Source organism: Streptomyces sp. C10-9-1 (assembly GCF_024497955.1).
GTDB classification, from domain to species: Bacteria; Actinomycetota; Actinomycetes; order Streptomycetales; family Streptomycetaceae; genus Streptomyces; species Streptomyces sanyensis.
Genome location: NZ_JANHKP010000002.1, coordinates 331,210 through 351,857, shown reverse-complemented (window position 1 = coordinate 351,857; position 20,648 = coordinate 331,210). Strand labels below are relative to the sequence as shown.

Genomic DNA, 20,648 nt, shown 5'->3' with positions numbered 1-20,648 from the left:
ACGGGCGGGGAAGGTCGTCCCCTTGGGTGCGGATCCCGGCGCCTCCGCCCTGAGTACTACGGGGAGTCCCCGGTGGAGGGACCGGGCGGCGGCACGCGCCGCGCCGGCGGGCCCCCGCGCGGGGCCGCGGCGGGCGGTGCTCACCACGCCAGCTGGGCGATCTCCTCGGCGACCACGGCGCAGGCGTCGGAGGCGGGGTCGATCAGCGGGAAGTGCCCGACCCCCTCCAGGAGGGTCAGCCCCACCGTCTCCCCCGAGCGCGCCGCGGCCTCGACGAAGGACTCGCCGACGGCCTGGGGGACGACGATGTCGCGGCGGCCCTGCACCACGACCGTGGCGATGCCGGTGGGCAGCAGCAGGGCCGGGTCCGTGTGGGCCGCCCGCTCCTCGTACGCCTCCTCCGGGCCCAGGAGCTGGCCGACCGCGCCGCCGCACACGTCGAGTCCTCCCGCCGCGGCGAGGTCGGCGATCGGGGCGAGTGCGACGACACCGCGCAGCGGCGGGGCGGCGGGCAGCCGCCAGGGGGAGCCTTCCGGCAGGACGTGCCGGGCGGCCGCCCAGAGGGCGAGGTGCCCGCCCGCCGAGTGCCCGGTGAGCACCGTGCGCCGGGCGTCGGCCCGGGGAAGCGCCTTCGCGGCGAGTTCGGGGAGGGCGTCCAGTGCGGCGGCCACGTCGTCGAAGGTGTCGGGCCACCGGCCCGCCACCGGGGCCTCGCCCCGCTGCCCGGGGATCTCGCGCCCGCGGCGGTACTCGACGTTCGCCACGGCGAGTCCGCGGCGGGCCAGGAAGTCGGCGAACGGGGTGACATGGCCCCGGTCGTAGGGCGCGCGCCACGCACCGCCGTGCAGGAGCACCACGAGAGGCGCGTCGGCCCGCCCGCCGTACGGCGCGTAGAAGTCGACGACCTGGTCCGGATGGTCGCCGTACGGCAGCGAGGCGCCGGGCGGGACGGCGGGATGGGAGAACGCCGAGGCTTCCTCGGCGGCGTCCTGGGCGACGGGGTCACGCATGCGCTGCTCCAACAGTCCCGCGGGGATGGCGTACTCGACCTTGATCAGCCCGGACGGTACCAGCCCCGGAGCGGGCCCGAGGCGGGGCCGCGGGCCGGGCACCCGTCGGCGGTGGGGCGGCCGTCGGCGACGGCCGCCCCACCGCCGGGGGTCAGCGCTCCCCCGCCTCCTCGGCCAGCACCTCGGCCAGCACCCGTGCGGCCCGCTCGGCGTCGGCGAAACCGACGTAGAGCGGTGTGAAGCCGAAGCGCAGGACGTCCGGGCGGCGCAGGTCCCCGACGATCCCGCGGGCGATCAGCTCCCGCATCACCCGGGGCGCGTCCGCGCAGCGCAGTGCGACCTGGCTGCCGCGCTCCTCGTGTGCGGCCGGTGTCATCGTCTCGACGCGCCCCGCGGGGACGTAGGCGGCGACGCACTCCAGGAAGAAGTCCGTCAGGGCCAGGCTCTTGGCCCTGACCGCGTCGATCGAGACGCCGTCCCAGACGTCGAGTGCCGCCTCCAGGGCCAGCATCGACAGGATGTCCGGGGTGCCGACCCGGCCGCGGACCGCCCCGGGGGCGGGGGCGTAGGCGGGGCTCATCGCGAACGGGTCCTGGTGGGAGGTCCACCCCGGGAGCGGCGAGTCGAACGCCTCCTGGTGGCGGTGGGCCACATAGAGGTACGCCGGGGCGCCGGGGCCTCCGTTGAGGTACTTGTAGGTGCAGCCCACCGCGAGGTCCACGCCGTGCGCGTCCAGCCCCACCGGGAGCGCCCCGGCGCTGTGGCAGAGGTCCCAGACCGCGAGCGCGCCCGCCCGGTGGACGGCCTCCGTCAGCCCGGGCAGGTCGTGCAGCCGCCCCGAGCGGTAGTCGACGTGGTTGACCAGCGCGACCGCCGTCGACGGGCCCAGGGCCGCCGTCAGCTCGCCCGGGTCCACCGGGACGATCCGCCGGCCGGTCATCCGGGCCGCCGACTCGGCGATGTACCCGTCCGTGGGGAAGGTGCTCGCGTCGACCAGGACGTCCGTGCGCGCCGGGTCGCCGACCAGGCGCACGGCGCCGACCACGGCCTTGAAGACGTTGACGCTGGTGGAGTCGCCGACGACGACCTGCCCGGGGGCCGCGCCGACGAGGGGGGCGATCCGGTCGCCCACTCGCTCCGGCGCGGTCCACCAGTCGCCCTCGGTCCAGGAGCGGATCCGCAGTTCGCCCCACTGCCTCCGCACCACGTCGGCGACCCGGTCGGGTACGTGCGCGGGCAGTGCGCCCAGCGAGTTCCCGTCCAGGTAGACCCCGTCGTCCAGCGCGAACAGCTTGCGCGCACCCGCCAGTTCGTCTGCGGCGTCGAGCGCCGCGGCCCGTGCGGCCGGGGACTCAGACATGGCTGCGCGCCGTCCACAGCTCGGGGAAGACGTTCTTGCGGGCGCGCTTCTCCAGCCAGGAGACCCCCGCGGAGCCGCCGGTGCCGACCTTGGAGCCCATGGCCCGCCGGGTCGCCACCAGGTGGTCGTTGCGCCAGCGCCAGACCAGTTCGCCGACGTCGGTCAGCAGCTCGGCCAGGCGCATCAGCTCGGTGTCCTGGTCCTCGGCCCCGTACAGCCCGGCCCAGACCCGCTCGACCTCCTCGGAGGGCTCGTAGCGCTGCGAGAGGTCCCGGTCCAGCACCTCGGCCGGGACCGCGTGGCCCCGGCGTGCCAGCAGCCGCAGCACCTCGTCGTACAGGCTCGGCTCGGACAGGGCCTTCTCCAGCTCGGCGTGGACGCGCGGCGCGCCCCGGTGCGGCACCAGCATGGACGCCGACTTCTCACCCAGCAGGAACTCCATGCGCCGGTACATGGCGGACTGGAAGCCCGAGCCCTCGCCGAGCGCGCTGCGGTAGGAGTTGAACTGGGCGGGGGTGAGCTGGGCGAGCGGCCTCCAGGACGCGTTCAGCGCCTCCAGCTCCCGCGCGGAGCGCCGCAGGGCGTCCATCGCGACGGGCAGGTCGTCCTCGCGCAGGGCGCGTGCGGCGGTCTCCCACTCGTGGACGACGACGGTGAACCACAGCTCCATGACCTGGGTGGTGACCAGGAAGACCATCTCTCCCGGGTCGTCCGAGAGGGGGTGCTGGAGGTGGGTGAGGACGTCGGCCTGGACGTAGTCCTCGTAGGGAGTGGTGCCCGCGAAGTCAAGATTCGGGGCGGCGTCATGTGACATCGCTGTCTCCTCGACGGTCCGGGTAGCGGTCCGCCCCTTCCCTCTAGGTGTGGGCCCCGGTCCCCACCGGCATCATAAGACGAGCATCACACCGCAGGTCCAGTGATGTACGTCCCGTTCGCGGTGTAGGGCCAGGCGTTGGAGCGGCAGCCGTCCAGCCCCTTGATCTGCTGCATCATCACCGGCGCCGGGCTGCCCGGGCCGGGGCAGCCCAGGTGCTGGCGGATGCCGATCTCGTGGCCGACCTCGTGGTTGATGATCAGGTGCCGGTACTCCGCGGGCGTGCCCGTGAAGGTGGGGGACCCCAGCAGCCAGCGGCGCAGGTTCACCACGACGCCGTCGGTGGTCTCGCAGTTGAGTTCGCCGCCGGTGTCGAGGCCCTGGGCGAGGCAGAGCCGGTCGGCGGTCGCCGGGGTGGCGATCCGGACGGTGAAGTCGGCCCCCGAGGCGACGAGCTGGAAGCGGCCGCGCCCGTTGGCCGCCCAGCCCTGCGGATGGGCCAGGATCTGCTGTATCTCGGCAGCGGCCCCGCGGGCGGAGACGTCGATGCCGTCCTCGACCTCGACCCGGTAGCGGCGCAGCGTGCCGCCGGCGCCCACCGGATCGCCGGCCGCCTGCGCGACGGTGAAGGTGCCCGGGCCGGAGGCGGGCACCTCAGGGGGGCCGCTGCTCGGCGGGGCGGGGGAAGAGGCCGGGGGCGAGGGGCGGGGCGCGGGCGGGGACGCCGGCGAGGGGGAGGGCGGCGGTGTGGCCCGCGCGGCGGCGCCGGGGGTCGCCGCCGGAGCGGCGACGGCGGCAGGTGTGCCGCCGGGGCCCCGCCAGTGGGCGAGGAGGGCGCCGCCGAGGAGGGAGGCCGCCGCGACCAGCGCGGCGAGCAGGAGCGGCCCGGCGGGTCGGCGGCGGCCGCCGCGCGGGCCGGGACCTCTGGTGCCCTTCCGCGGTGCCTGCCGCGCGGTGCTCCCGCGAGGGCGGGGGGAGTTCCCGGGGCGGGGTGACCGCCGGGCGGGGCCGGGAACGGCGGCGCGGCCCGGTGCGCGGCGGTTGCGTCCGGTCCCCCGACCGGCGGCGGCGACGGCGGCACGCTTGCCCACGGCAGTCTTCCCCCCTGGTCCGCGGGGGACGGGGGGAGGTGTGTGCCCCGGCACCGGCGATACACCCGCCCGGCAGCCGAACGGACCCTGGTGCCGCCGCCCGCCGGGTGTGCCGGGCGACGACACATGATCAACAATTCGACGATCGTACCGATGTGCGAACCCGCCGCCGGGGAACCGGCGGCGGGTCCGTGGGCGTGTCGTGGGCGATCGTCCCGGTTCAGCCCAGGGTGTCGGCGGCCGTCTCCGAGGACTCCCGCAGGAAGGTGGTGCACCGCTCGTACTCGGCCTGCTCGCCGATGGCCTGGGCGGCCCGGGCGAGAGCGTGCAGGGCCCGCAGGAAGCCCCGGTTCGGCTCGTGCTCCCACGGCACGGGGCCGTGGCCCTTCCAGCCGCTGCGGCGCAGGGCGTCCAGGCCACGGTGGTAGCCGGTGCGGGCGTAGGCATAGGACTCGACGACCCGGCCGCCCTCGAAGGCGTCGTCGGCCAGGCGCGCCCAGGCCAGCGAGCTGGTCGGGTACTTGGCCGCCACGTCGGCGGGCTCCGTGCCGCCCGCGAGCAGCTCGCGCGGCTCGGGCTCGTCGGGCAGATGGGTCGGGGGAGGGCCCCCGAGCAGGTTCTCGTGGATCGACATGCCCCCAGTCTCACAGGTCCCGCCCGCCCGCGTCCCCTCCGGGCGGACGCCGTCGGCCCGCGCCCCGGCCGGGGGGCGGCCCGGCCGCCCGCACCGCCGCGCGGCCCGGCGCGTCAGCCGCCGCCCGCGCCGCGGGCGGGCGGCGGGACCGCCCCGGGACCGTCCTCCGGAGCCTCCAGGGCCTCCAGCGGCGGAGCCGCGACCGGGCAGCTCATCCGGCACTCCGGGTGGGGCTGCTCCCCGGTGGCGGGCTCCTCCGGGCGCCGGACCGTCGTCCAGGCGATCAGCGCCCCGGCCACCAGGACGCCCGCGCACATCGGGATCGCCCGCCGGAAGGTGGCACCGAACTCGGCGGCCGAGCGGTACGCCTCGGGGCCCATGCCCGCCAGCAGCGGCAGCGCCGCCACGGCGACCAGCCCGGCCGCCCGCGCCGCCGCGTTGTTGACCCCGCTCGCGATACCGGCGCGCGCGGTGTCCACCGAGGCGAGCACCGTGGCGGTCAGCGGGGCCACCAGCGTCACCATGCCGAGGCCCAGGACCAGGACGGCGGGCAGCACGTCGGCCGCGTAGGAGGCGTCCTCCCCCACACGCAGTGCCAGCAGCATTCCCGCGGCGCACACCAGCGGGCCGACGGTCAGCGGGATACGCGGCCCGATCCGCTCGCCCAGCTCGCCGGAGCGGGCCGAGAGCAGCAGCATCAGCACGGTGGTCGGCACGAGCGCGAGCCCGGCACCCAGCGCCGAGTAGCCGGACACCACCTGGAGCTGGAGGGCCATCAGGAAGAAGAACCCGCCGAAGGCGGCGTAGACGCAGACGGTGACCGTGTTCACGGCGGTGAACAGGCGCACCCGGAAGAGCCCGAGCGGCAGCATGGGCTCCGGCGTCCGGTGCTCGCGCAGGACGAAGAGCACGCCCACCGCGGCACCGAGCAGCCCGGCCCACGGGGTCGCGTCGATGAGCGCATAGGTCACCAGGCCGAGCGCCAGCGCCCCGAGCGCCGCGCCCGCGACGTCGAACCGTCCGGTCGCCCCGGGGTCACGGGACTCGGGGACGCGGCGGAGGGCGATCGGTACGCACACGGCGGCCAGCGGCACGTTGAGCAGGAACACCCAGCGCCAGCCCGGGCCGTCGACCAGCCAGCCGCCGACGAACGGGCCGATCGCGGCGCCCACTCCCCCGAGGCCGGACCACAGCCCGACCGCGCGGGCCCGGTCGTCCGGGTGGAAGCTCGCCTGGATGATGGCCAGCGATCCCGGGGTGAGCAGTGCTCCGCCGATCCCCTGGAGGGCCCGGGCCGCGACCAGGACCTCACCGGTCGGTGCGAGGCCGCACAGCAGCGAGCCGACCGCGAACCAGACGACCCCGAGGACGAAGACCCGCCGCCGCCCGTAGCGGTCCCCGAGCGCCCCGCCGAGGAGGATCAGCGCGGCGAGCGCGAGCATGTAGGCGTTGACCGTCCATTGCAGGACCGGCAGATCGGCGTCGAGGTCCTCGCCGATGCGGGGCAGGGCGACGTTGACGACCGTGGAGTCCAGCAGCGCCATGCCCGAGCCGAGCACCGTGGTCAGTACCACCCAGCGCCCCGTGGGCGAGGCCAGTCGAAGGTCCGGTCCCTGGGTCATGGGGCGATCATCGCAGCCGGGTCGGCGTCCTACGAGCGGGCGGCGCCGCCCGCTCGGCCGGACAGCCTCCCCACGGCCCTGACCAGGGCGTCCGCCCCCGCTTCCGCCTTGCTCCGCGGGCAGCCCACATTGAGCCGGACGAAACCGGGCGCCCCGTAGACGCCCCCGGACATGACGGCCACCCGCTCCGTCTCGATCAGCTCCCGCTGGAGCTCCTCGTCGCCGAACCGCTCGCCCGCTCCGAGGGGCCGCAGGTCGATCCAGGCCAGGTAACCGGCGGCGGGGGGCTGCCATCCCAGGTCGGGGAAGGCGGTGTGCAGCCGGTCGGCGAGCATCCGCAGATTGGCCGAGACGTACGCCAGCAGGGCGTCGAGCCAGGGGCCGCCCTCCCGGTAGGCGGCGATGTGGGCGGTCAGGGAGAGCACGGCCGGAGAGGCCAGCCCCTCCCCGGTCCCCATCCGGCGCAGGAAGGCGGCGTGGTCCTCCGCGTCGCCGATGATCCCGTACGAACCGCTCAGTGACGGGAAGTTGAAGGCCTTGGTGGCGGAGGTGACGAGCGCCCAGCGCCCCCGGCCGAAGCGGGTCCACGGCAGGTGCACCGCACCCGGGTGGACGAGGTCCGCGTGGATCTCGTCGCTGATCACGGCCACGTCGTGGGCGGCGGCCAGCTCGGCGGTCCGGGACAGCTCCGCGGCCGTCCACACCCGGCCGGTCGGGTTGTGGGGCGAGCACAGCACGAGGACCCGGCTGTCGGGGCGCGCGAGCTGGGCCTCCAGCGCCCCCTCGTCGCCCACCGGCACACCGCGCAGCTCCCGGTCCAGACCGCTGATCGCCTTGGCGAAGCCGTCGTAGGTCGGGGTGTGGACGACCACGCCCTCGCCGGGGCCGGACCACATCCGCAGCAGCTGCGAGAGCTGGTTGAGGACGGAGGGGGCGTAGACGGCCCGCTCGGTGTCGACGGCCGTGCCGTGACGCTCGGCGAACCAGTCGCGGATCGCCGAGAGGAAGTCCTCCTGCCGCCAGTCCGTGTAGCCGAAGACCCCGTGGTCGATCCGCTGGTGCAGGGCGTCGAGCACCGCCGGCGGTGAGGGGAAGTCCATGTCCGAGATGGTGAACGGCAGCAGGCCGTCCACCCCGAACCGGTCGGCGACCCCGTCCCACTGGATGCACCAGGTACCCGTGCGGTCCACCGGTGTGTCGAAGTCGAAGCGTTCCTCCGCGGCCATCGCGGTCCTCCCCTCCCGATGCGCGGCGGGCCCGGCGCCCCTTGCCGAGGGGACACCGGGCCCGCCGTGCGGTGCCTGCGGTCGCGCCGCGCGGCGCCTACTTGATCCTGGTGCCGGTGGAGCGGAGCGCGGCGCACGCCTCGGCGACGCGCTGCGCCATGCCGGCCTCCGCCAGCTTGCCCCAGGTCCGCGGGTCGTAGGTCTTCTTCGAGCCGACCTCGCCGTCGACCTTCAGCACACCGTCGTAGTGGGCGAACATGTGGCCCGCGACCGGGCGGCTGAAGGCGTACTGGGTGTCGGTGTCGAGGTTCATCTTCACCACGCCGTTCTCCAGGGCGGTGCTGATCTCCTCGGCGGTGGAGCCGGAACCGCCGTGGAAGACGAAGTCGAACGGCGCGGCCTTGCCGTACTTCTCGCCGACCCCCTGCTGGAGGTCCTTCAGCAGCTCGGGTCGGAGCACGACGTTGCCCGGCTTGTAGACGCCGTGGACGTTGCCGAAGGAGGCGGCCAGCAGGTAGCGGCCCTTCTCCCCGAGGCCGAGGGCCTCGGCGGTGCGCAGGGCGTCCTCCACCGTGGTGTACAGCTCGTCGTTGATCTCGTGCGTGACGCCGTCCTCCTCGCCGCCGGTCGGGGTGATCTCGACCTCGAGGATGATCCTGGCGGCAGCGGCCTGGGCCAGCAGCTCCTGGCCGATGGCCAGGTTGTCGGCGAGGGTCTCGGCCGAGCCGTCCCACATGTGCGACTGGAAGAGCGGGTTGCGTCCGGCCTTCACCCGCTCGGCCGAGATGTCGAGCAGCGGACGGACGTAGCCGTCCAGCTTGTCCTTCGGGCAGTGGTCGGTGTGCAGTGCGACGGTGATGTCGTACTTGGCGGCGACGATGTGCGCGAACTCGGCCAGGGCGACGGCGCCGGTGACCATGTCCTTGTTGTGCTGGCCGCCGAGGAACTCGGCGCCACCGGTCGAAATCTGGATGATGCCGTCACTCTCGGCCTCCGCGAAGCCGCGCAGCGCGGCGTGCAGGGTCCCCGACGAAGTCACGTTGATGGCCGGGTAGGCGAACTTGCCTGCCTTCGCCCGGTCGAGCATCTCGTTGTAGACCTCGGGAGTCGCGATGGGCATGTGTCCGCTCCTTGTGATGTGCGGGTGTGTGGTGCTGGCCCTGACCTGTGGGCGACGTCATCGTCGGGCCTTATCTTTCCAGACTCCGGGTCCGGCACCACAGGGCCCGTGTGCCCGGATGCGCCAGGGGCGTCCTGTTTCACGTGAAACAGGACGCCCCTGGGTGATTGCGCAGGTCGCGGGCGGATCAGCCGGGTCCGGCAGAAGGGCCGCGACCCGGGTCGGACGGGTGGGGTCAGGCGAGCCCGAGCTCCGGGAGCCCGTAGGCGCTGACGTACTCCAGTCCCGCCTCGGCGATCCTGGGCGCGGCACCGCGCTCGACGATCACGGCGACGGCCACCACCTCGCCGCCCGCCTCGCGGACCGCCTCGACGGCGGTCAGCGGGGAGCCCCCGGTGGTCGAGACGTCCTCGACCACCAGGCAGCGGCGGCCCTTCACGTCCGTGCCCTCGATCCGGCGCTGCATACCGTGGGCCTTGCCCGCCTTGCGCACCACATAGGCGTCCAGGCGCCGGCCTCGGGCGGCGGAGGCGTGCAGCATGGAGGTCGCCACGGGGTCGGCGCCCAGGGTGAGGCCGCCGACGCAGTCGTAGTCGAGGTGGGCGGTGGCGTCCAGCATCACCTGGCCCACCATCGGGGCGGCCTCGCCGTCGAGCGTGATCCGGCGCAGATCGATGTACCAGTCGGCCTCGATGCCCGAGGAGAGGGTCACCTTGCCGTGCACCACGGCCTTGTCCTTGATCTGCTGGAGCAGCTCCGCACGAACGTCAGTCATGCCCCAGAGCTTAAAGCCGCCGCCAGGTCCAGGTCATCGCGAGCTCCAGCGGGTCGATCAGCGTGACCAGCTCCGGATCGGTGTTGAGGCCGTCCGGCGGCCCGGACTGGGGCTCCACGCAGACGGCCTCCTCCTGCTCGTCGTAGACCACCACCCACCGGGCCCGGCTGGAGACCTCCAGCTCCAGGAAGCCGGGCCAGGTCAGCGTGGCACGCACCCCGTCGGGCATCCCGAAGCAGTCGTCCCACGGGCCGGGCAGGGGGGTGATGCGCTTCCCCGTCGGCAGGTGGTCCTCCCCGCGCTCCTCCTGCCACTCGGGGGAGAAGTCCAGGCGCGCCCGCTCGCCGCCGATGGTGCGCAGGAACCACGGGTGCCATCCCACCTGGGCGGGGAAGGAGGTCTCCGCGGTCTCCACGCCCATGGCCACCGTCAGGGAGTCCTCGGCGAGGGCGAAGGTCTGGGTGACCCGGCCCGCGTACGGCCAGGGGTCGGCCAGCTCGTAGGTGAACGCCGCCTCGCTCCCGTCGCTGCGGGCCGTCCGCCAGACGGTGTCGCGGCCGGTGCCGTGGATGGCGTGCGGGGCCGCGTTCAGCGGGAGCTGGTGGGTGGCGGCGCCGTCGCGGAAGCGTCCGTCCCTCAGCCGACCGCACCAGGGCACCATGGGGAAGGTCCCGTAGTGGGCCCCTTGGCGCAGCAGTTCGGTGCCGCCGACACGCAGGCTTCCGATACGGCAGCCGTTCTCCGGATGCACGGTCAACTCGACGTCCCCGGCGGCCAGCCGGATGCTCTGTTCGCTGCTGTTCACCCCACGACAGTAGCCGCGCGGTCGCGCCCGGACGGTCAGCTCGGCCGGGCCCGGCGCACGGCAGCCGGTCCGGCCGCGGACCGGGCCGGCGGGAGCACGCCGACGGGTGCCGGTTCAGCCCCGGCGGCGCAGGATGCGGCTGACGACGACGGCGGAGGCGAGGGCCAGGGCGGCGGCCGGGGCGATCCACCGCAGGGCCGCGGCCGAGCCGGATGCGGCCGGTGCCGGGGTGGGCGCGTAGCGGCCGCGGGGCGGGGCGTGGTCGACCTCCTCGGCGCTGCGGCCGATCATCGTGCGCCGGGCGTGGGCGGCCTCGGCGTCGGGGTCGCCCAGCGTACGGAAGCCCTCGATGTCCTGGAGGTCACCGAGTCCGTCGAGGTCGACCACGTCGTCCTCGTCGTCCTCGTCGTCCTCGTCGCGGAGGTGCCGCGCCTCCCCGTCGGCGTCGTCGTCCGAGCCGTCGTCGAAGGCGTCCTCCGTGTCGGGGCCCAGGGAGGGCGGCGGCACCGGCACGTCGAAGACGGCGCCCGGGGCGGTGTCCGGGTCCTCGACGGGCGGTTCGACCACGCCGGGCCCCCCGTCCTCGGCACCGGGCTCCGCCGCCTCGTGCCGGTCCCGGTCGCCGGCCGCACCGGTGGCACCGGGCTCCCGCGGCCCGGGCGCGGGCCCACCCGCGGCGGAGTCCTCGGGCCCGCGGCCCTCCACCGGGGTGCCGTTCCCGGCATCCGTCCCGTCGTCCGGGCCCTCGGTGCCACGGGGGCCGCCGGCCCCTCCCTCGGTACCGCCGGCCCGGGGCGGCCGCGCTCCGCCGAGCGGGGGCTCCTCGAAGGCGGCCGCCGCCAGGGACTCGGCGAACCGGTCGAGGACCCGGTGCCCGGCGGCGGTCCGCGGACCGGCGGGGAGTTCCGCGAGCCGCCCCTCGGCCCTGGCCGAGCCCGTGAAGGTGAGCGTCGTCCCGCCGTCGGTGGGTTCGGGACGGATGGCGAGCGTGATCTTCACCGAGCCGCCTCCGCGGACCTCGGTGCCCTCGCCCTCGACGACGAAGGCGCGGCCCTGCTCCACCAGGTGCAGTTCCCCGCGGTAGGTGATCGAGTGGTTGGCGACCCGGAGCTTGAGCCTGCCGGAGAGCGGACCGGCCTCCGCGTCGGCGTCGCGTTGCAGCCCCGGAACGCACCGGGCGACCCGCGCGGGGTCCCTCAGGGCCTGTCGCAGGGTCTCAGCGGGCACCGGGACGAACGCCTCATGCTCCATGGAAACGAGCCTACTCAGCCGGACCGGCCCCGTCTGCCCTTCCCCCGGCGCACGCTCCGGCGGACCGCACGAACGGCAGAGGCGCGCTGCGCCAACGGAGCAGGGCGGCGTGTGCACGGCCGCGACGGACGCCGGCCGGGTAGGCAGGGCGCCCCGCGCCCACCGGGGAGGTCCGCGCGGACGGGCCCGGAGCGGACCCGGGCGGACCCGGGCGGACTCCGGGCGTCACCGGTAGCGGGGACGGACCAGGGTGGAGGGCTCCAGCCCGCTCAGCCGGGTCCGCTCGGCGGCGGGGACGGCGGCGGGCAGCCGTTCCCGGAGCCCGGAGCGCAGCGGCGGCGCGCCCTCGGACAGCTCCAGGTGCGGTGCGGCGCCCGGCGCGGCGAGGAGGAAGCCGCGGTCACCGCCCGGCGCCGAGCGGTCCCGGTAGGGGGTGGTGGCGAACCCCGCCGCGGCGAGTGTGGCCTCCACCGTCCAGAAGCTCCGCGGCCGGGTGCCGGGCGGGCCCGCGTGCACCACGAGCCGCCCGCCGGGCGCGAGGGCCCGGCGGGCCAGGCCGTAGAACTCCAGCGAGTAGAGCTTGGTGTCCGCTGCCTCGGCCGGATCCGGCAGATCGGAGACGATCACGTCGTAGGCGCGGGGCTCGGCGAGCCGCAGACGCGAGAAGGGGTCCTCCGGCACGACCTCCAGCCGGGGGTCGCCGTAGACCCGGCCGTTGAGTCCGGCGAGCCCGGGGTCCGTCCGGGCGAGGTCCACCAGGCCCGGGTCGGCCCCGAGGACGGTGACCGAGCGGACGTCCCGGTAGCGGAGCACCTCGCGCGCGGCGAGGCCGTCTCCCCCGCCGAGGACGAGGACCCGGGCGTGCGGGCCGTTCATCGCGGGGTGCACCAGGGCCTCGTGGTAGCGGTGGGCGTCCCGCCCCCGGACGGTGAGGCGGCCGTCGAGGAAGAGGTCGGGCGGCCCCGAGGGCGGGCCGGTCAGGACGACCTCCTGCGCCTCGGTGCGGACGGCGACCCGCACCTCGTCCCCGTAGACGGCGCGGCGGGCGGCCGCCTCGAAGTCTCCGGCGAGCACGGCCGCGAGGCCGAGCAGCCCGAGGACGGCCGCGTTGAGCAGGAGCAGGCGGCGGCGCCAGTGCGGGGCCAGGTCGCGGCGGAACAGCCACAGCACCAGCACCGCCCCGGCGACCGCGTTGACCGCCCCGGTGGCCAGGGCACCGGTCAGTTCGCCGAGCCAGGGCAGCAGCAGGAAGGGGAAGGCGAGCCCCCCGACCAGGGCGCCCACGTAGTCGGCGGCGAAGAGGTCGGCGACGGTGCCCTCCGCGTCCCTGCGCGAGGCCCGCTGGATGAGGGACATCAGCAGGGGTATCTCGGCGCCGATGAGCACGCCGATCGCCAGGGAGAACACCACCAGCACCACGCGGGACCCGCCCGTCCAGGCGAAGGCGGCGTAGAGCACCATGGCCGAGCTGCCGCCGACCAGCGCCAGCACGGACTCCAGCACGCCGAACCCGACCGCGGCCCGGCAGCGGAGCCGCTTGGCGAGCAGGGAGCCGATGCCCATGGCGAAGACCATGACGGACAGCACGACCGACGCCTGGGTGACCGAGTCCCCGATCAGGTAGGAGGCGAGCGCGACCAGTTCGAGCTCGTAGACGAGGCCGCAGGCCGCGCAGACGAACACCACCGCCAGGACGAGGAATCGGCCGACGTCGGGCCCCACGGGCAGCGGCACCCCGTCCGTGGAGGATGAGGGCTGCCGCTGGTCGATCACCTCTGTAACGCTACGTTACATGCGCCCCACGTATGGTCACCCACACGAGTTAACTCGCCACGGTGGCGCGCCGCTCCCGCGCGGCCACCGGAGCGGCCCGGCGCAGCCCCCCGAACCTCGTCCGGGTGACGACCAGACGGCCCTCCTGCGGGTAGGCGTGCCACGTCCGCCACTGCACCCGGCCGTCGGCGTACCGGGCGAGCATCGCGGTGAAGGCGTGCGGGTCACCGGGGAACGTGCCCGCGAGACCGTGGGGATGATCGGCCACCAGGGCGAGGAGCTCCTGTGCGCGGCCCGCGAAGGCGCGCCGCGACAGGGTCTCGACGCGGGCCGCGAACGCGTACTCCCGGTCGCCGATCCGCTCGGCCACTCCGAGCGGCAGGGGCGTGCTGCTGCCGGGGATGCACGCGACGGTCTCCGAGCAGGAGACGCCGGCCTCCCTGAGAAGCACCTGGTGGGAGGCGCCGAGAAGGCGCAACTGCACTGCCGCGCCGCACAGTTCGAGGTCGAGGACGGCCAGGGCGGGCAGCGGTTCCCTGCCGAGCGCCCAGGCGAGGTCGTCGGCTCGGGTGTCGGTGTAGGGGGTATCGATGGTCGTGAGCATGGGTCGGCTCCGCAGGACGCGCATCGGCGGGGTGGACACGTGGACCGGGCACTCCGGAAGCGGAGGCATGGCATCGAGGGGGTGGCCTGCTCGGGTCCACGACTGGTCCGAGGGCTGACTGGAACCACTCGGTTCCGACTCCGAGGGAATCATGAACGGCTGGTCGTCCACAGGGGTTTTTACCAACTTGCCGCGGTTTCCATCCCCCCGGGGGCCCAACGGTTCAACTGTTCACCGGTAAAAGCCCGCTGGGCTCCGACTCGGGGTAACGCCACTGCTGCCCGCGGAATATTCTCCCGTCAACAGGAAGGGCTCCGAAGGCATTTCACCGCCGGAGCCTTTCCGCGGGACCTCGGGTTCTCAGCTGCCTCCCCCGCAGCCGCCTCCACCACCACAGGACGAGGACCCGCCACCACCGCCACCGCCGCCGCCGCAGGACGAGGACCCGCCACCGCCGCCGCAGGAGGACGACCCGCCGCCACCGCAGGACGAGGTCCCGCCGCCGTCGGACCCGGCCCACCAGCCGCCGGACCCGCCGCCCGCCCGCCGGCGCCCCCGCCTCCTCGGGCCGCTGCGTGCCGCGGACACCATCACCGTGATGATCACGGCCGGTACCAGGATGCAGACGATCACGAATGCCTCCATCGCTTCCCCCGTTTCTGCGTCTCCCCCGAAGCGGTGGCGCCACGCGCCGCCCGCCTCCTGACGGATGTGCTTTCCCCGCGCGATGTTCGCGCGTGCCGGGGGAATGCCCTCGGGCCCCCGGACCCAAAGCAGACTTGAGCAAGTCCAGAGGTTCACCCAGGATGCAGCCATGACAGGACGCGAAACGGCACCACGACCGCTGCTGAACCGGCGGCTGGCCCAGTTCGGCACGACGATCTTCGCCGAGATGTCCGCACTGGCCGCGCGCACCGGGTCGATCAACCTCGGCCAGGGCTTTCCCGACACCGACGGCCCCGAGGAGGTCCGCGAGGCGGCGGTGCGCGCCCTGCGCGACGGCCGGGGCAACCAGTACCCGCCCGGGCCGGGCGTACCGGAGCTGCGCACCGCCGTCGCCGAGCACCAGCGCCGCTTCCACGGGCTGGACGTCGACCCCGACACCGAGGTCCTGGTGACCGCGGGCGCCACGGAGGCGGTCGCCGCGGCTCTGCTGGCCCTGGTCGAGCCCGGTGACGAGGTGATCGCCCTGGAGCCGTATTACGACTCCTACGCGGCCTGCATCGCCATGGCCGGGGGCGTCCGGGTGCCGGTGACCCTGCGGCCCGGCGACGGCTCCTACCAGCTGGACCCGGACGAGCTCAGGAACGCGGTCACCCCGCGCACCCGGCTGCTGCTGCTCAACACCCCCCACAACCCGACGGGCACGGTGCTCGGCCGCGACCAGCTCGCGGCCGTCGCGGCGCTGGCGGTGGAACGGGACCTGCTCGTCGTCACCGACGAGGTCTACGAGCACCTGGTCTTCGAGGGCGAGCACCTGCCGCTCGCGTCCTTCCCCGGCATGCGCGAGCGGACGGTCACCATCTCCAGCGCGGGCAAGACCTTCGCGTTCACCGGCTGGAAGGTCGGCTGGGCGACGGGCAGCCGGGAACTCGTGGCCGCGGTCCGGACCGCCAAGCAGTACCTGACCTTCGTCAGCGCGGGCCCCTTCCAGTACGCGGTCGCCGAGGCGCTCCGCCTGCCGGACGCGTACTTCGACGGCCTCCGCGCCGACCTGCGGCGCAAGCGCGACCTGCTCGCCGACGGCCTGCGCGCCGCGGGGTTCGGGGTCTACGCGCCCCAGGGCACCTACTTCATCACCGCCGACATCCGCCCCCTCGGTGCCACCGACGGTTTCGCCTTCTGCCGCACCCTCCCCGAACGGGCGGGCGTCGTCGCCATCCCGAACGCCGTCTTCTACGACCACCAGGAGGCCGGCGCCCCCTTCGTCCGGTTCGCCTTCTGCAAACGCGCCGAGGTGCTGACGGACGCGGCGGAACGGCTCCGCAAGGCGTTCGCGCACTGACCGCGGGCCCGTGGGGCCGGCAGCCGCCTCCTTCCCCGCCTGCCGTCCCCCACGGAACCCTCGCGCCCTCAAGCGCGGACTCCGGGGCACCGGTCGCGCCGTATCGACGTCGGGCACCGGCCGATCCACACGGCCACCGGGGACGGCGTCCCGACCACTCGGCGGCGACACCGCCGCGACAGCTGACGGAGCGCCGTCAGCGGGCGCTCGACTCGGCCTCCGGAACCGGGAGTTCGTCGAGGTCGAGAGTGAGGGTACGCCCGCCGGCCGGGGGGACGGGACGCTTGCCCGTGCCGTACGTGTGGGTGCGCGCCGCGATGTGGCCGGAGCCGGTCGGCCGGGTGTGGCGGACTGCGTCCTGGGCGTCGGGATCCACCACCGGGTGGACCGGGATGCCGTAGCGGCCGTACGTCGCGGTGCAGTCGTCGTCGTCCCCGCCAGCCGAGGGGGTCGAGACGGCCCCGGGGATCGGCAGGACGTCCTCGAAGCCGTGGCGCTTGCCCTCCCGGCGGGCGTCCTCACGGAGGACCGCCGGGTCGGGGGCGGAGTTCTCGTCGGCGGGGAAGCCGACGCAGGCGCCGGAGGCGACCTTCGCGTGACGGCCGAGGGCGGGAGAGTCGATCCGCATCGGCCCGGTGGTGCTGGAGTGCTCTTCGCTCCGCGGGGTCGTGACCACCTTTCCGCCGGCCCCGAACAGGACCGTGTACCCCTGGGGGAACTCGGTGTGCACGAGCGCTTCGACGCTCACGGACGGCACCCTCCCGTGTGTGGTCGGGATACGGCGGACAGCGCCCCGTCGTCGAGCGTGGCGATGCTGCTGCGAGAGCGGGCGGACGCGGCAGGGCCCGGGGGAAGGCGTCGGACGCCTTCCCCCGGGCCCTGCCGTCGTACGCCCCCGGGGCTCAGGCCCCGCCGGAGGGCTCCTCGCCCTCGGCCGGCTTCTCGCCCTCGGCCAGGCCGAAGCGCTCGACCAGCCACTTGTCGAACTCGATCGAGGCGCGCACCCAGCTGACCGTCGAGGAGACGAAGTGCTCCAGGCTGACGCCGGTGCCGATCAGCATCTGCGCCTCGCCGATGAGGCGGAGCGTCGGCGCCGCCTCGTCCTCCTCGTGGAGGTGGGTGTACACCTTCGGCCAGAGGGTGCGGCGGTTCCAGTCGTCGATGACGTCGAGGATCTCGGTCCGCTTCTCGACCGGGTGCGGCCGGTCGTAGAAGGTCCGCACCGAGAAGATCTGCTGCTCCTTCTCGCCGCGGAACATGAAGTACGTGCGGAAGTCCTCCCACGGCGCGGCGAGGTCGCCCTCGTCGTCGACGACGTACTTGAGCTCCATCTGGTCGAGCAGCTGCTTGACCAGGTCCTGGTCGGGAACGACGGGGCCCGCCGGTCCTGCGGCCTGAGGCTGGGGCTGGCCCCCGAAGTTCGGAATCGAGGACGGATCGATGGTCACCGTGAATTTCCCTTCGTACGGATGCGGCCATCCTCTCCCATGCCCGCCCGCCCGACGCAAGCCCCGCCGCGCCCGATCCGCTGCGAGCTGACAGGAAGGCCGGACGGTGGACCGAGGGGGAGCGCCCGGGAGCGGGCGCCGCGGGTCCGGGCCGGCGGCGACGGCCCGGTGCCGGTGGGGCCCGCAGGCCGCGGACGCGACCGCCCTCCCCCGCCGGGCGCGGTTCCGCGCAGCCGCGGCGGGGGCACGCCGCCGGTCCGTGCCAGGGCCGTCCGCGTCCGCAGCGGTCACGGCCCGGCCCTGCTCCGCCGGGCGGCGGAGCAGGGCCGGGCCGGTCGGCGGGCGACCGCCGGGGTCACCGCGCCGGGCCCACCACCAGCCCGTCCTCGCCGCGGTCCACCCGGACGGAGTCACCGTCGCGGATCTCGCCGGAGAGGATCTCCCTGGCGAGCCGGTCGCCGATCGCCGTCTGGACCAGGCGCCGCAGCGGCCGCGCCCCGTAGGCGGGGTCGTTCCCCTCGTCGGCCAGCCACTCCAGGGCGGCCGGGGTGACGTCCAGGGTGAGCCGGCGCTCCGCGAGCCGCGCCGCCAGCCGGTCGATCTGGAGCCCGGCGATGTGGGTCAGCTCGTCGCGGGTGAGCGCGGAGAAGACCACCAGGTCGTCCAGCCGGTTGAGGAACTCCGGCTTGAACGCGGCGCGGACGGCCGCCAGGACCCGCTCCCTGCGCTCCTCCTCGCCCAGCGCCGGGTCGACGAGGTGCTGGCTGCCCAGGTTCGAGGTGAGGATCAGGATCGTGTTGCGGAAGTCCACCGTGCGGCCCTGGCCGTCGGTGAGCCGGCCGTCGTCGAGCACCTGGAGCAGGACGTCGAAGACCTCGGGGTGGGCCTTCTCCACCTCGTCCAGGAGCACCACGCTGTACGGGCGGCGGCGGACGGCCTCGGTGAGCTGGCCGCCCTCCTCGTAGCCGACGTAGCCGGGAGGGGCGCCGACCAGCCGGGCGACGCTGTGCTTCTCGCCGTACTCGCTCATGTCGATGCGGACCATGGCCCGCTCGTCGTCGAAGAGGAAGTCCGCGAGCGCCTTGGCCAGTTCGGTCTTCCCGACACCGGTCGGGCCGAGGAAGAGGAAGGAGCCCGTGGGGCGGTCCGGGTCCGCGATCCCGGCCCGGGTGCGGCGCACCGCGTCGGACACGGCCTGCACGGCCTCGGACTGGCCGATGAGGCGGCGTCCCAGCTCCTGCTCCATGCGCAGCAGCTTCTGCGTCTCGCCCTCCAGCAGGCGGCCCGCGGGGATGCCCGTCCAGGAACCGACCACGTCGGCGATGTCGTCGGGGCCTACCTCGTCCTTGACCATGGTGTCCTTGGCGGCCTCCTCCTCTGCCTCGGAGGCCTCCTCCAGGTCGCGTTCCAGGGCCGGGATCTCCCCGTAGAGCAGCTTGGAGGCGGTGTCGAAGTCGCCGTCGCGCTGGGCGCGTTCGGCCTGGCCCCGCAGCTCGTCGAGGCGCTCCTTCAGCTCGCCGACCCGGTTGAGGCCCTGCTTCTCCTTCTCCCAGCGGGCGGTGAGCCCGCGCAGTTCCTCCTCCCGGTCGGCCAGGTCGCGCCGCAGCTTCTCCAGGCGCTCCCTGGAGGCCGGGTCCGACTCGTTCTTCAGCGCCAGCTCCTCCATGCGGAGGCGGTCGACGGAGCGCTGGAGCTCGTCGATCTCGACGGGCGAGGAGTCGATCTCCATGCGCAGCCGGGAGGCGGCCTCGTCCACGAGGTCGATGGCCTTGTCGGGCAGGAAGCGGGAGGTGATGTACCGGTCGGAGAGGGTGGCGGCGGCGACCAGCGCACTGTCGTTGATCTGCACCTTGTGGTGCGCCTCGTAGCGGCCCTTGAGCCCGCGCAGGATCGCGACGGTGTCCTCGACGGTCGGCTCGGCGACCAGCACCTGCTGGAAGCGCCGCTCCAGCGCGGGGTCCTTCTCGATCCGCTCGCGGTACTCGTCGAGGGTGGTGGCGCCGACCATGCGCAGCTCGCCGCGGGCCAGCATCGGCTTGAGCATGTTGCCCGCGTCCATCGCCGAGTCCCCGCCGGCGCCCGCACCGACGACCGTGTGGAGCTCGTCGATGAAGGTGATGATCTGCCCGTCGCTCTCCTTGATCTCGGAGAGGACGGTCTTCAGCCGCTCCTCGAACTCTCCGCGGTACTTGGCCCCGGCGACCATGGCGCCCAGGTCGAGCGAGACGAGGCGCTTGTCGCGCAGGGACTCCGGCACGTCGCCCTTGACGATGCGCTGGGCCAGCCCCTCGACGACGGCGGTCTTGCCGACACCGGGCTCGCCGATGAGCACCGGGTTGTTCTTGGTGCGGCGGGAGAGCACCTGCACGACGCGCCGGATCTCCTGGTCGCGGCCGATCACCGGGTCCAGCTTGCCCTCGCGGGCGGCGGCGGTGAAGTCGGTGCCGAACTTCTCCAGCGCCTTGTACTGGCCCTCGGGGTCGGGGGTGGTGACCCGGCGGGCGCCGCGGGTCTTCTCGAAGGCGTCGAGGAGGCGTGCGGCGGTCGCGCCCTGCTCCTCCAGGATCCGGGCGCTCGCCCCGCCCTTGGCCGCGGTGCCGACGAGCAGGTGCTCGGTGGACACGTAGTCGTCGCCCAGCTCCTTGGCCCGACGGGAGGCGTCCGCGATCACCGCGAGGAGCTCGCGGTTGGGCTGCGGCGGGGCGACGGTGGAGCCGGTGACGCTGGGGAGCTGGGCGAGCACCCGCTCGGTGCCGGCGCGCACGGCGGCCTGGTCGGCGTCGACCGCCGCCAGCAGGTCGACGAGGTTCTCGTTGTCCTGGCCCGCGAGGAGCGCCAGCAGCAGATGGGCCGGGGTCAGGTCGGCGTGTCCGCCCTGTACGGCCCGGTTGCTCGCGGCGTTGATCGCGTCACGGCTCTTGTTGGTCAGCTCGGCATCCACGTCCGGTGTCTCCTCCTCGCCTGCGGGTCCGCCCCTTGGGTCACTTCTACTGACTCAGCAAGCATACACAAAGTTGAGTCGATTGCGCTCAAGGTCGGGCCATGAGGTGCCCCCGCACGGGACCGGGAGCGCTGGGCCGCAGCTCAGGGGGGTGCACGCTCGCCCGGAA

Annotated in this window: 17 protein-coding genes; 1 reads left to right on the top strand and 16 read right to left on the bottom strand. The window is 74.4% G+C overall.

Features of this window, described 5'->3' with window-relative positions; genetic code table 11:
* Positions 1 to 140 precede the first annotated feature (140 nt).
* The 13 genes from NPS70_RS04070 to NPS70_RS04010 all read right to left on the bottom strand — a co-directional run bounded on the left by NPS70_RS04070 (position 141) and on the right by NPS70_RS04010 (position 14,085).
* Positions 141 to 1,010, bottom strand: a complete 870-nt coding sequence (locus NPS70_RS04070; RefSeq protein ID WP_256522565.1) for an alpha/beta hydrolase — start codon at positions 1,008 to 1,010, stop codon at positions 141 to 143.
* Between the two features lie 151 nt (positions 1,011 to 1,161).
* Positions 1,162 to 2,370 carry a kynureninase gene (kynU, locus tag NPS70_RS04065; protein ID WP_256522564.1) on the bottom strand — a complete coding sequence of 403 codons (1,209 nt, stop codon included), beginning with the start codon at positions 2,368 to 2,370 and terminating at the stop codon, positions 1,162 to 1,164.
* Positions 2,363 to 3,184 carry a tryptophan 2,3-dioxygenase family protein gene (locus NPS70_RS04060; protein ID WP_256522563.1) on the bottom strand — a complete coding sequence of 274 codons (822 nt, stop codon included), beginning with the start codon at positions 3,182 to 3,184 and terminating at the stop codon, positions 2,363 to 2,365. The genes kynU and NPS70_RS04060 overlap by 8 nt, the downstream gene beginning before the upstream one ends.
* An 86-nt stretch (positions 3,185 to 3,270) precedes the next feature.
* Positions 3,271 to 3,837, bottom strand: a complete 567-nt coding sequence (locus tag NPS70_RS04055) for a DUF3152 domain-containing protein (protein ID WP_308314977.1) — start codon at positions 3,835 to 3,837, stop codon at positions 3,271 to 3,273.
* A gap of 658 nt (positions 3,838 to 4,495) precedes the next feature.
* Entirely contained in the window at positions 4,496 to 4,909 is a 414-nt protein-coding gene (locus NPS70_RS04050) for a DUF3151 domain-containing protein (RefSeq protein ID WP_256522562.1), read from the bottom strand.
* A gap of 113 nt (positions 4,910 to 5,022) precedes the next feature.
* Entirely contained in the window at positions 5,023 to 6,531 is a 1,509-nt protein-coding gene (locus NPS70_RS04045) for an MFS transporter (RefSeq protein WP_256522561.1), read from the bottom strand.
* Between the two features lie 29 nt (positions 6,532 to 6,560).
* Positions 6,561 to 7,757 (bottom strand): MalY/PatB family protein, encoded by a 1,197-nt coding sequence (locus tag NPS70_RS04040; protein ID WP_256522560.1) that lies wholly within the window; start codon positions 7,755 to 7,757, stop codon positions 6,561 to 6,563.
* Between the two features lie 97 nt (positions 7,758 to 7,854).
* Positions 7,855 to 8,877: a class II fructose-bisphosphate aldolase gene (gene fbaA, locus NPS70_RS04035; RefSeq protein WP_256522559.1), complete on the bottom strand. Its 1,023-nt coding sequence runs from the start codon at positions 8,875 to 8,877 to the stop codon at positions 7,855 to 7,857.
* Positions 8,878 to 9,112: 235 nt separating this feature from the next.
* Positions 9,113 to 9,652, bottom strand: coding sequence for an orotate phosphoribosyltransferase (gene pyrE, locus NPS70_RS04030; protein WP_256522558.1), 540 nt, complete (start codon positions 9,650 to 9,652; stop codon positions 9,113 to 9,115).
* Between the two features lie 10 nt (positions 9,653 to 9,662).
* A complete protein-coding gene (locus NPS70_RS04025) occupies positions 9,663 to 10,457 on the bottom strand; it encodes an aldose 1-epimerase (protein ID WP_256522557.1) in 795 nt (264 codons plus the stop codon).
* A 114-nt stretch (positions 10,458 to 10,571) separates the two neighbouring features.
* The gene (locus NPS70_RS04020; RefSeq protein WP_256522556.1) at positions 10,572 to 11,708 is read right to left on the bottom strand and encodes an SRPBCC family protein; all 1,137 of its coding nucleotides are present in this window, start codon (positions 11,706 to 11,708) and stop codon (positions 10,572 to 10,574) included.
* Positions 11,709 to 11,933: 225 nt separating this feature from the next.
* Entirely contained in the window at positions 11,934 to 13,481 is a 1,548-nt protein-coding gene (locus NPS70_RS04015) for a polyamine aminopropyltransferase (RefSeq protein ID WP_374211929.1), read from the bottom strand.
* 49 nt (positions 13,482 to 13,530) lie between these two features.
* On the bottom strand, positions 13,531 to 14,085 hold the full coding sequence (locus tag NPS70_RS04010; protein WP_256522555.1) for a DUF2617 family protein: 555 nt from the start codon (positions 14,083 to 14,085) through the stop codon (positions 13,531 to 13,533).
* 814 nt (positions 14,086 to 14,899) lie between these two features.
* On the opposite strand from NPS70_RS04010, the gene NPS70_RS04005 reads away from it, so the two are divergent.
* Complete coding sequence (locus NPS70_RS04005; protein WP_256522554.1) at positions 14,900 to 16,090, top strand: pyridoxal phosphate-dependent aminotransferase; 1,191 nt, start codon at positions 14,900 to 14,902, stop codon at positions 16,088 to 16,090.
* Positions 16,091 to 16,286: 196 nt separating this feature from the next.
* On the opposite strand, the gene NPS70_RS04000 is transcribed toward NPS70_RS04005, so the two are convergent.
* The 3 genes from NPS70_RS04000 to clpB all read right to left on the bottom strand — a co-directional run bounded on the left by NPS70_RS04000 (position 16,287) and on the right by clpB (position 20,479).
* Positions 16,287 to 16,838, bottom strand: coding sequence for a Uma2 family endonuclease (locus NPS70_RS04000; RefSeq protein ID WP_256522553.1), 552 nt, complete (start codon positions 16,836 to 16,838; stop codon positions 16,287 to 16,289).
* 154 nt (positions 16,839 to 16,992) lie between these two features.
* The gene (locus NPS70_RS03995; RefSeq protein WP_256522552.1) at positions 16,993 to 17,538 is read right to left on the bottom strand and encodes a YbjN domain-containing protein; all 546 of its coding nucleotides are present in this window, start codon (positions 17,536 to 17,538) and stop codon (positions 16,993 to 16,995) included.
* Positions 17,539 to 17,893: 355 nt separating this feature from the next.
* Positions 17,894 to 20,479 (bottom strand): ATP-dependent chaperone ClpB, encoded by a 2,586-nt coding sequence (gene clpB / locus NPS70_RS03990; protein ID WP_256522551.1) that lies wholly within the window; start codon positions 20,477 to 20,479, stop codon positions 17,894 to 17,896.
* Positions 20,480 to 20,648: the final 169 nt, after the last annotated feature.

Bases quoted from the DNA above. Each gene is read 5' to 3' on its own strand.
- NPS70_RS04050 (WP_256522562.1), bottom strand. From the start codon at position 4,909: ATGTCGATCCACGAGAACCTGCTCGGGGGCCCTCCCCCGACCCATCTG.
- NPS70_RS04005 (WP_256522554.1), top strand. From the start codon at position 14,900: ATGACAGGACGCGAAACGGCACCACGACCGCTGCTGAACCGGCGGCTG.
- NPS70_RS04020 (WP_256522556.1), bottom strand. From the start codon at position 11,708: ATGGAGCATGAGGCGTTCGTCCCGGTGCCCGCTGAGACCCTGCGACAG.
- NPS70_RS04040 (WP_256522560.1), bottom strand. From the start codon at position 7,757: ATGGCCGCGGAGGAACGCTTCGACTTCGACACACCGGTGGACCGCACG.
- kynU (WP_256522564.1), bottom strand. From the start codon at position 2,370: ATGTCTGAGTCCCCGGCCGCACGGGCCGCGGCGCTCGACGCCGCAGAC.
- NPS70_RS04045 (WP_256522561.1), bottom strand. From the start codon at position 6,531: ATGACCCAGGGACCGGACCTTCGACTGGCCTCGCCCACGGGGCGCTGG.
- NPS70_RS04070 (WP_256522565.1), bottom strand. From the start codon at position 1,010: ATGCGTGACCCCGTCGCCCAGGACGCCGCCGAGGAAGCCTCGGCGTTC.
- pyrE (WP_256522558.1), bottom strand. From the start codon at position 9,652: ATGACTGACGTTCGTGCGGAGCTGCTCCAGCAGATCAAGGACAAGGCC.
- NPS70_RS04060 (WP_256522563.1), bottom strand. From the start codon at position 3,184: ATGTCACATGACGCCGCCCCGAATCTTGACTTCGCGGGCACCACTCCC.
- fbaA (WP_256522559.1), bottom strand. From the start codon at position 8,877: ATGCCCATCGCGACTCCCGAGGTCTACAACGAGATGCTCGACCGGGCG.
- NPS70_RS04010 (WP_256522555.1), bottom strand. From the start codon at position 14,085: ATGCTCACGACCATCGATACCCCCTACACCGACACCCGAGCCGACGAC.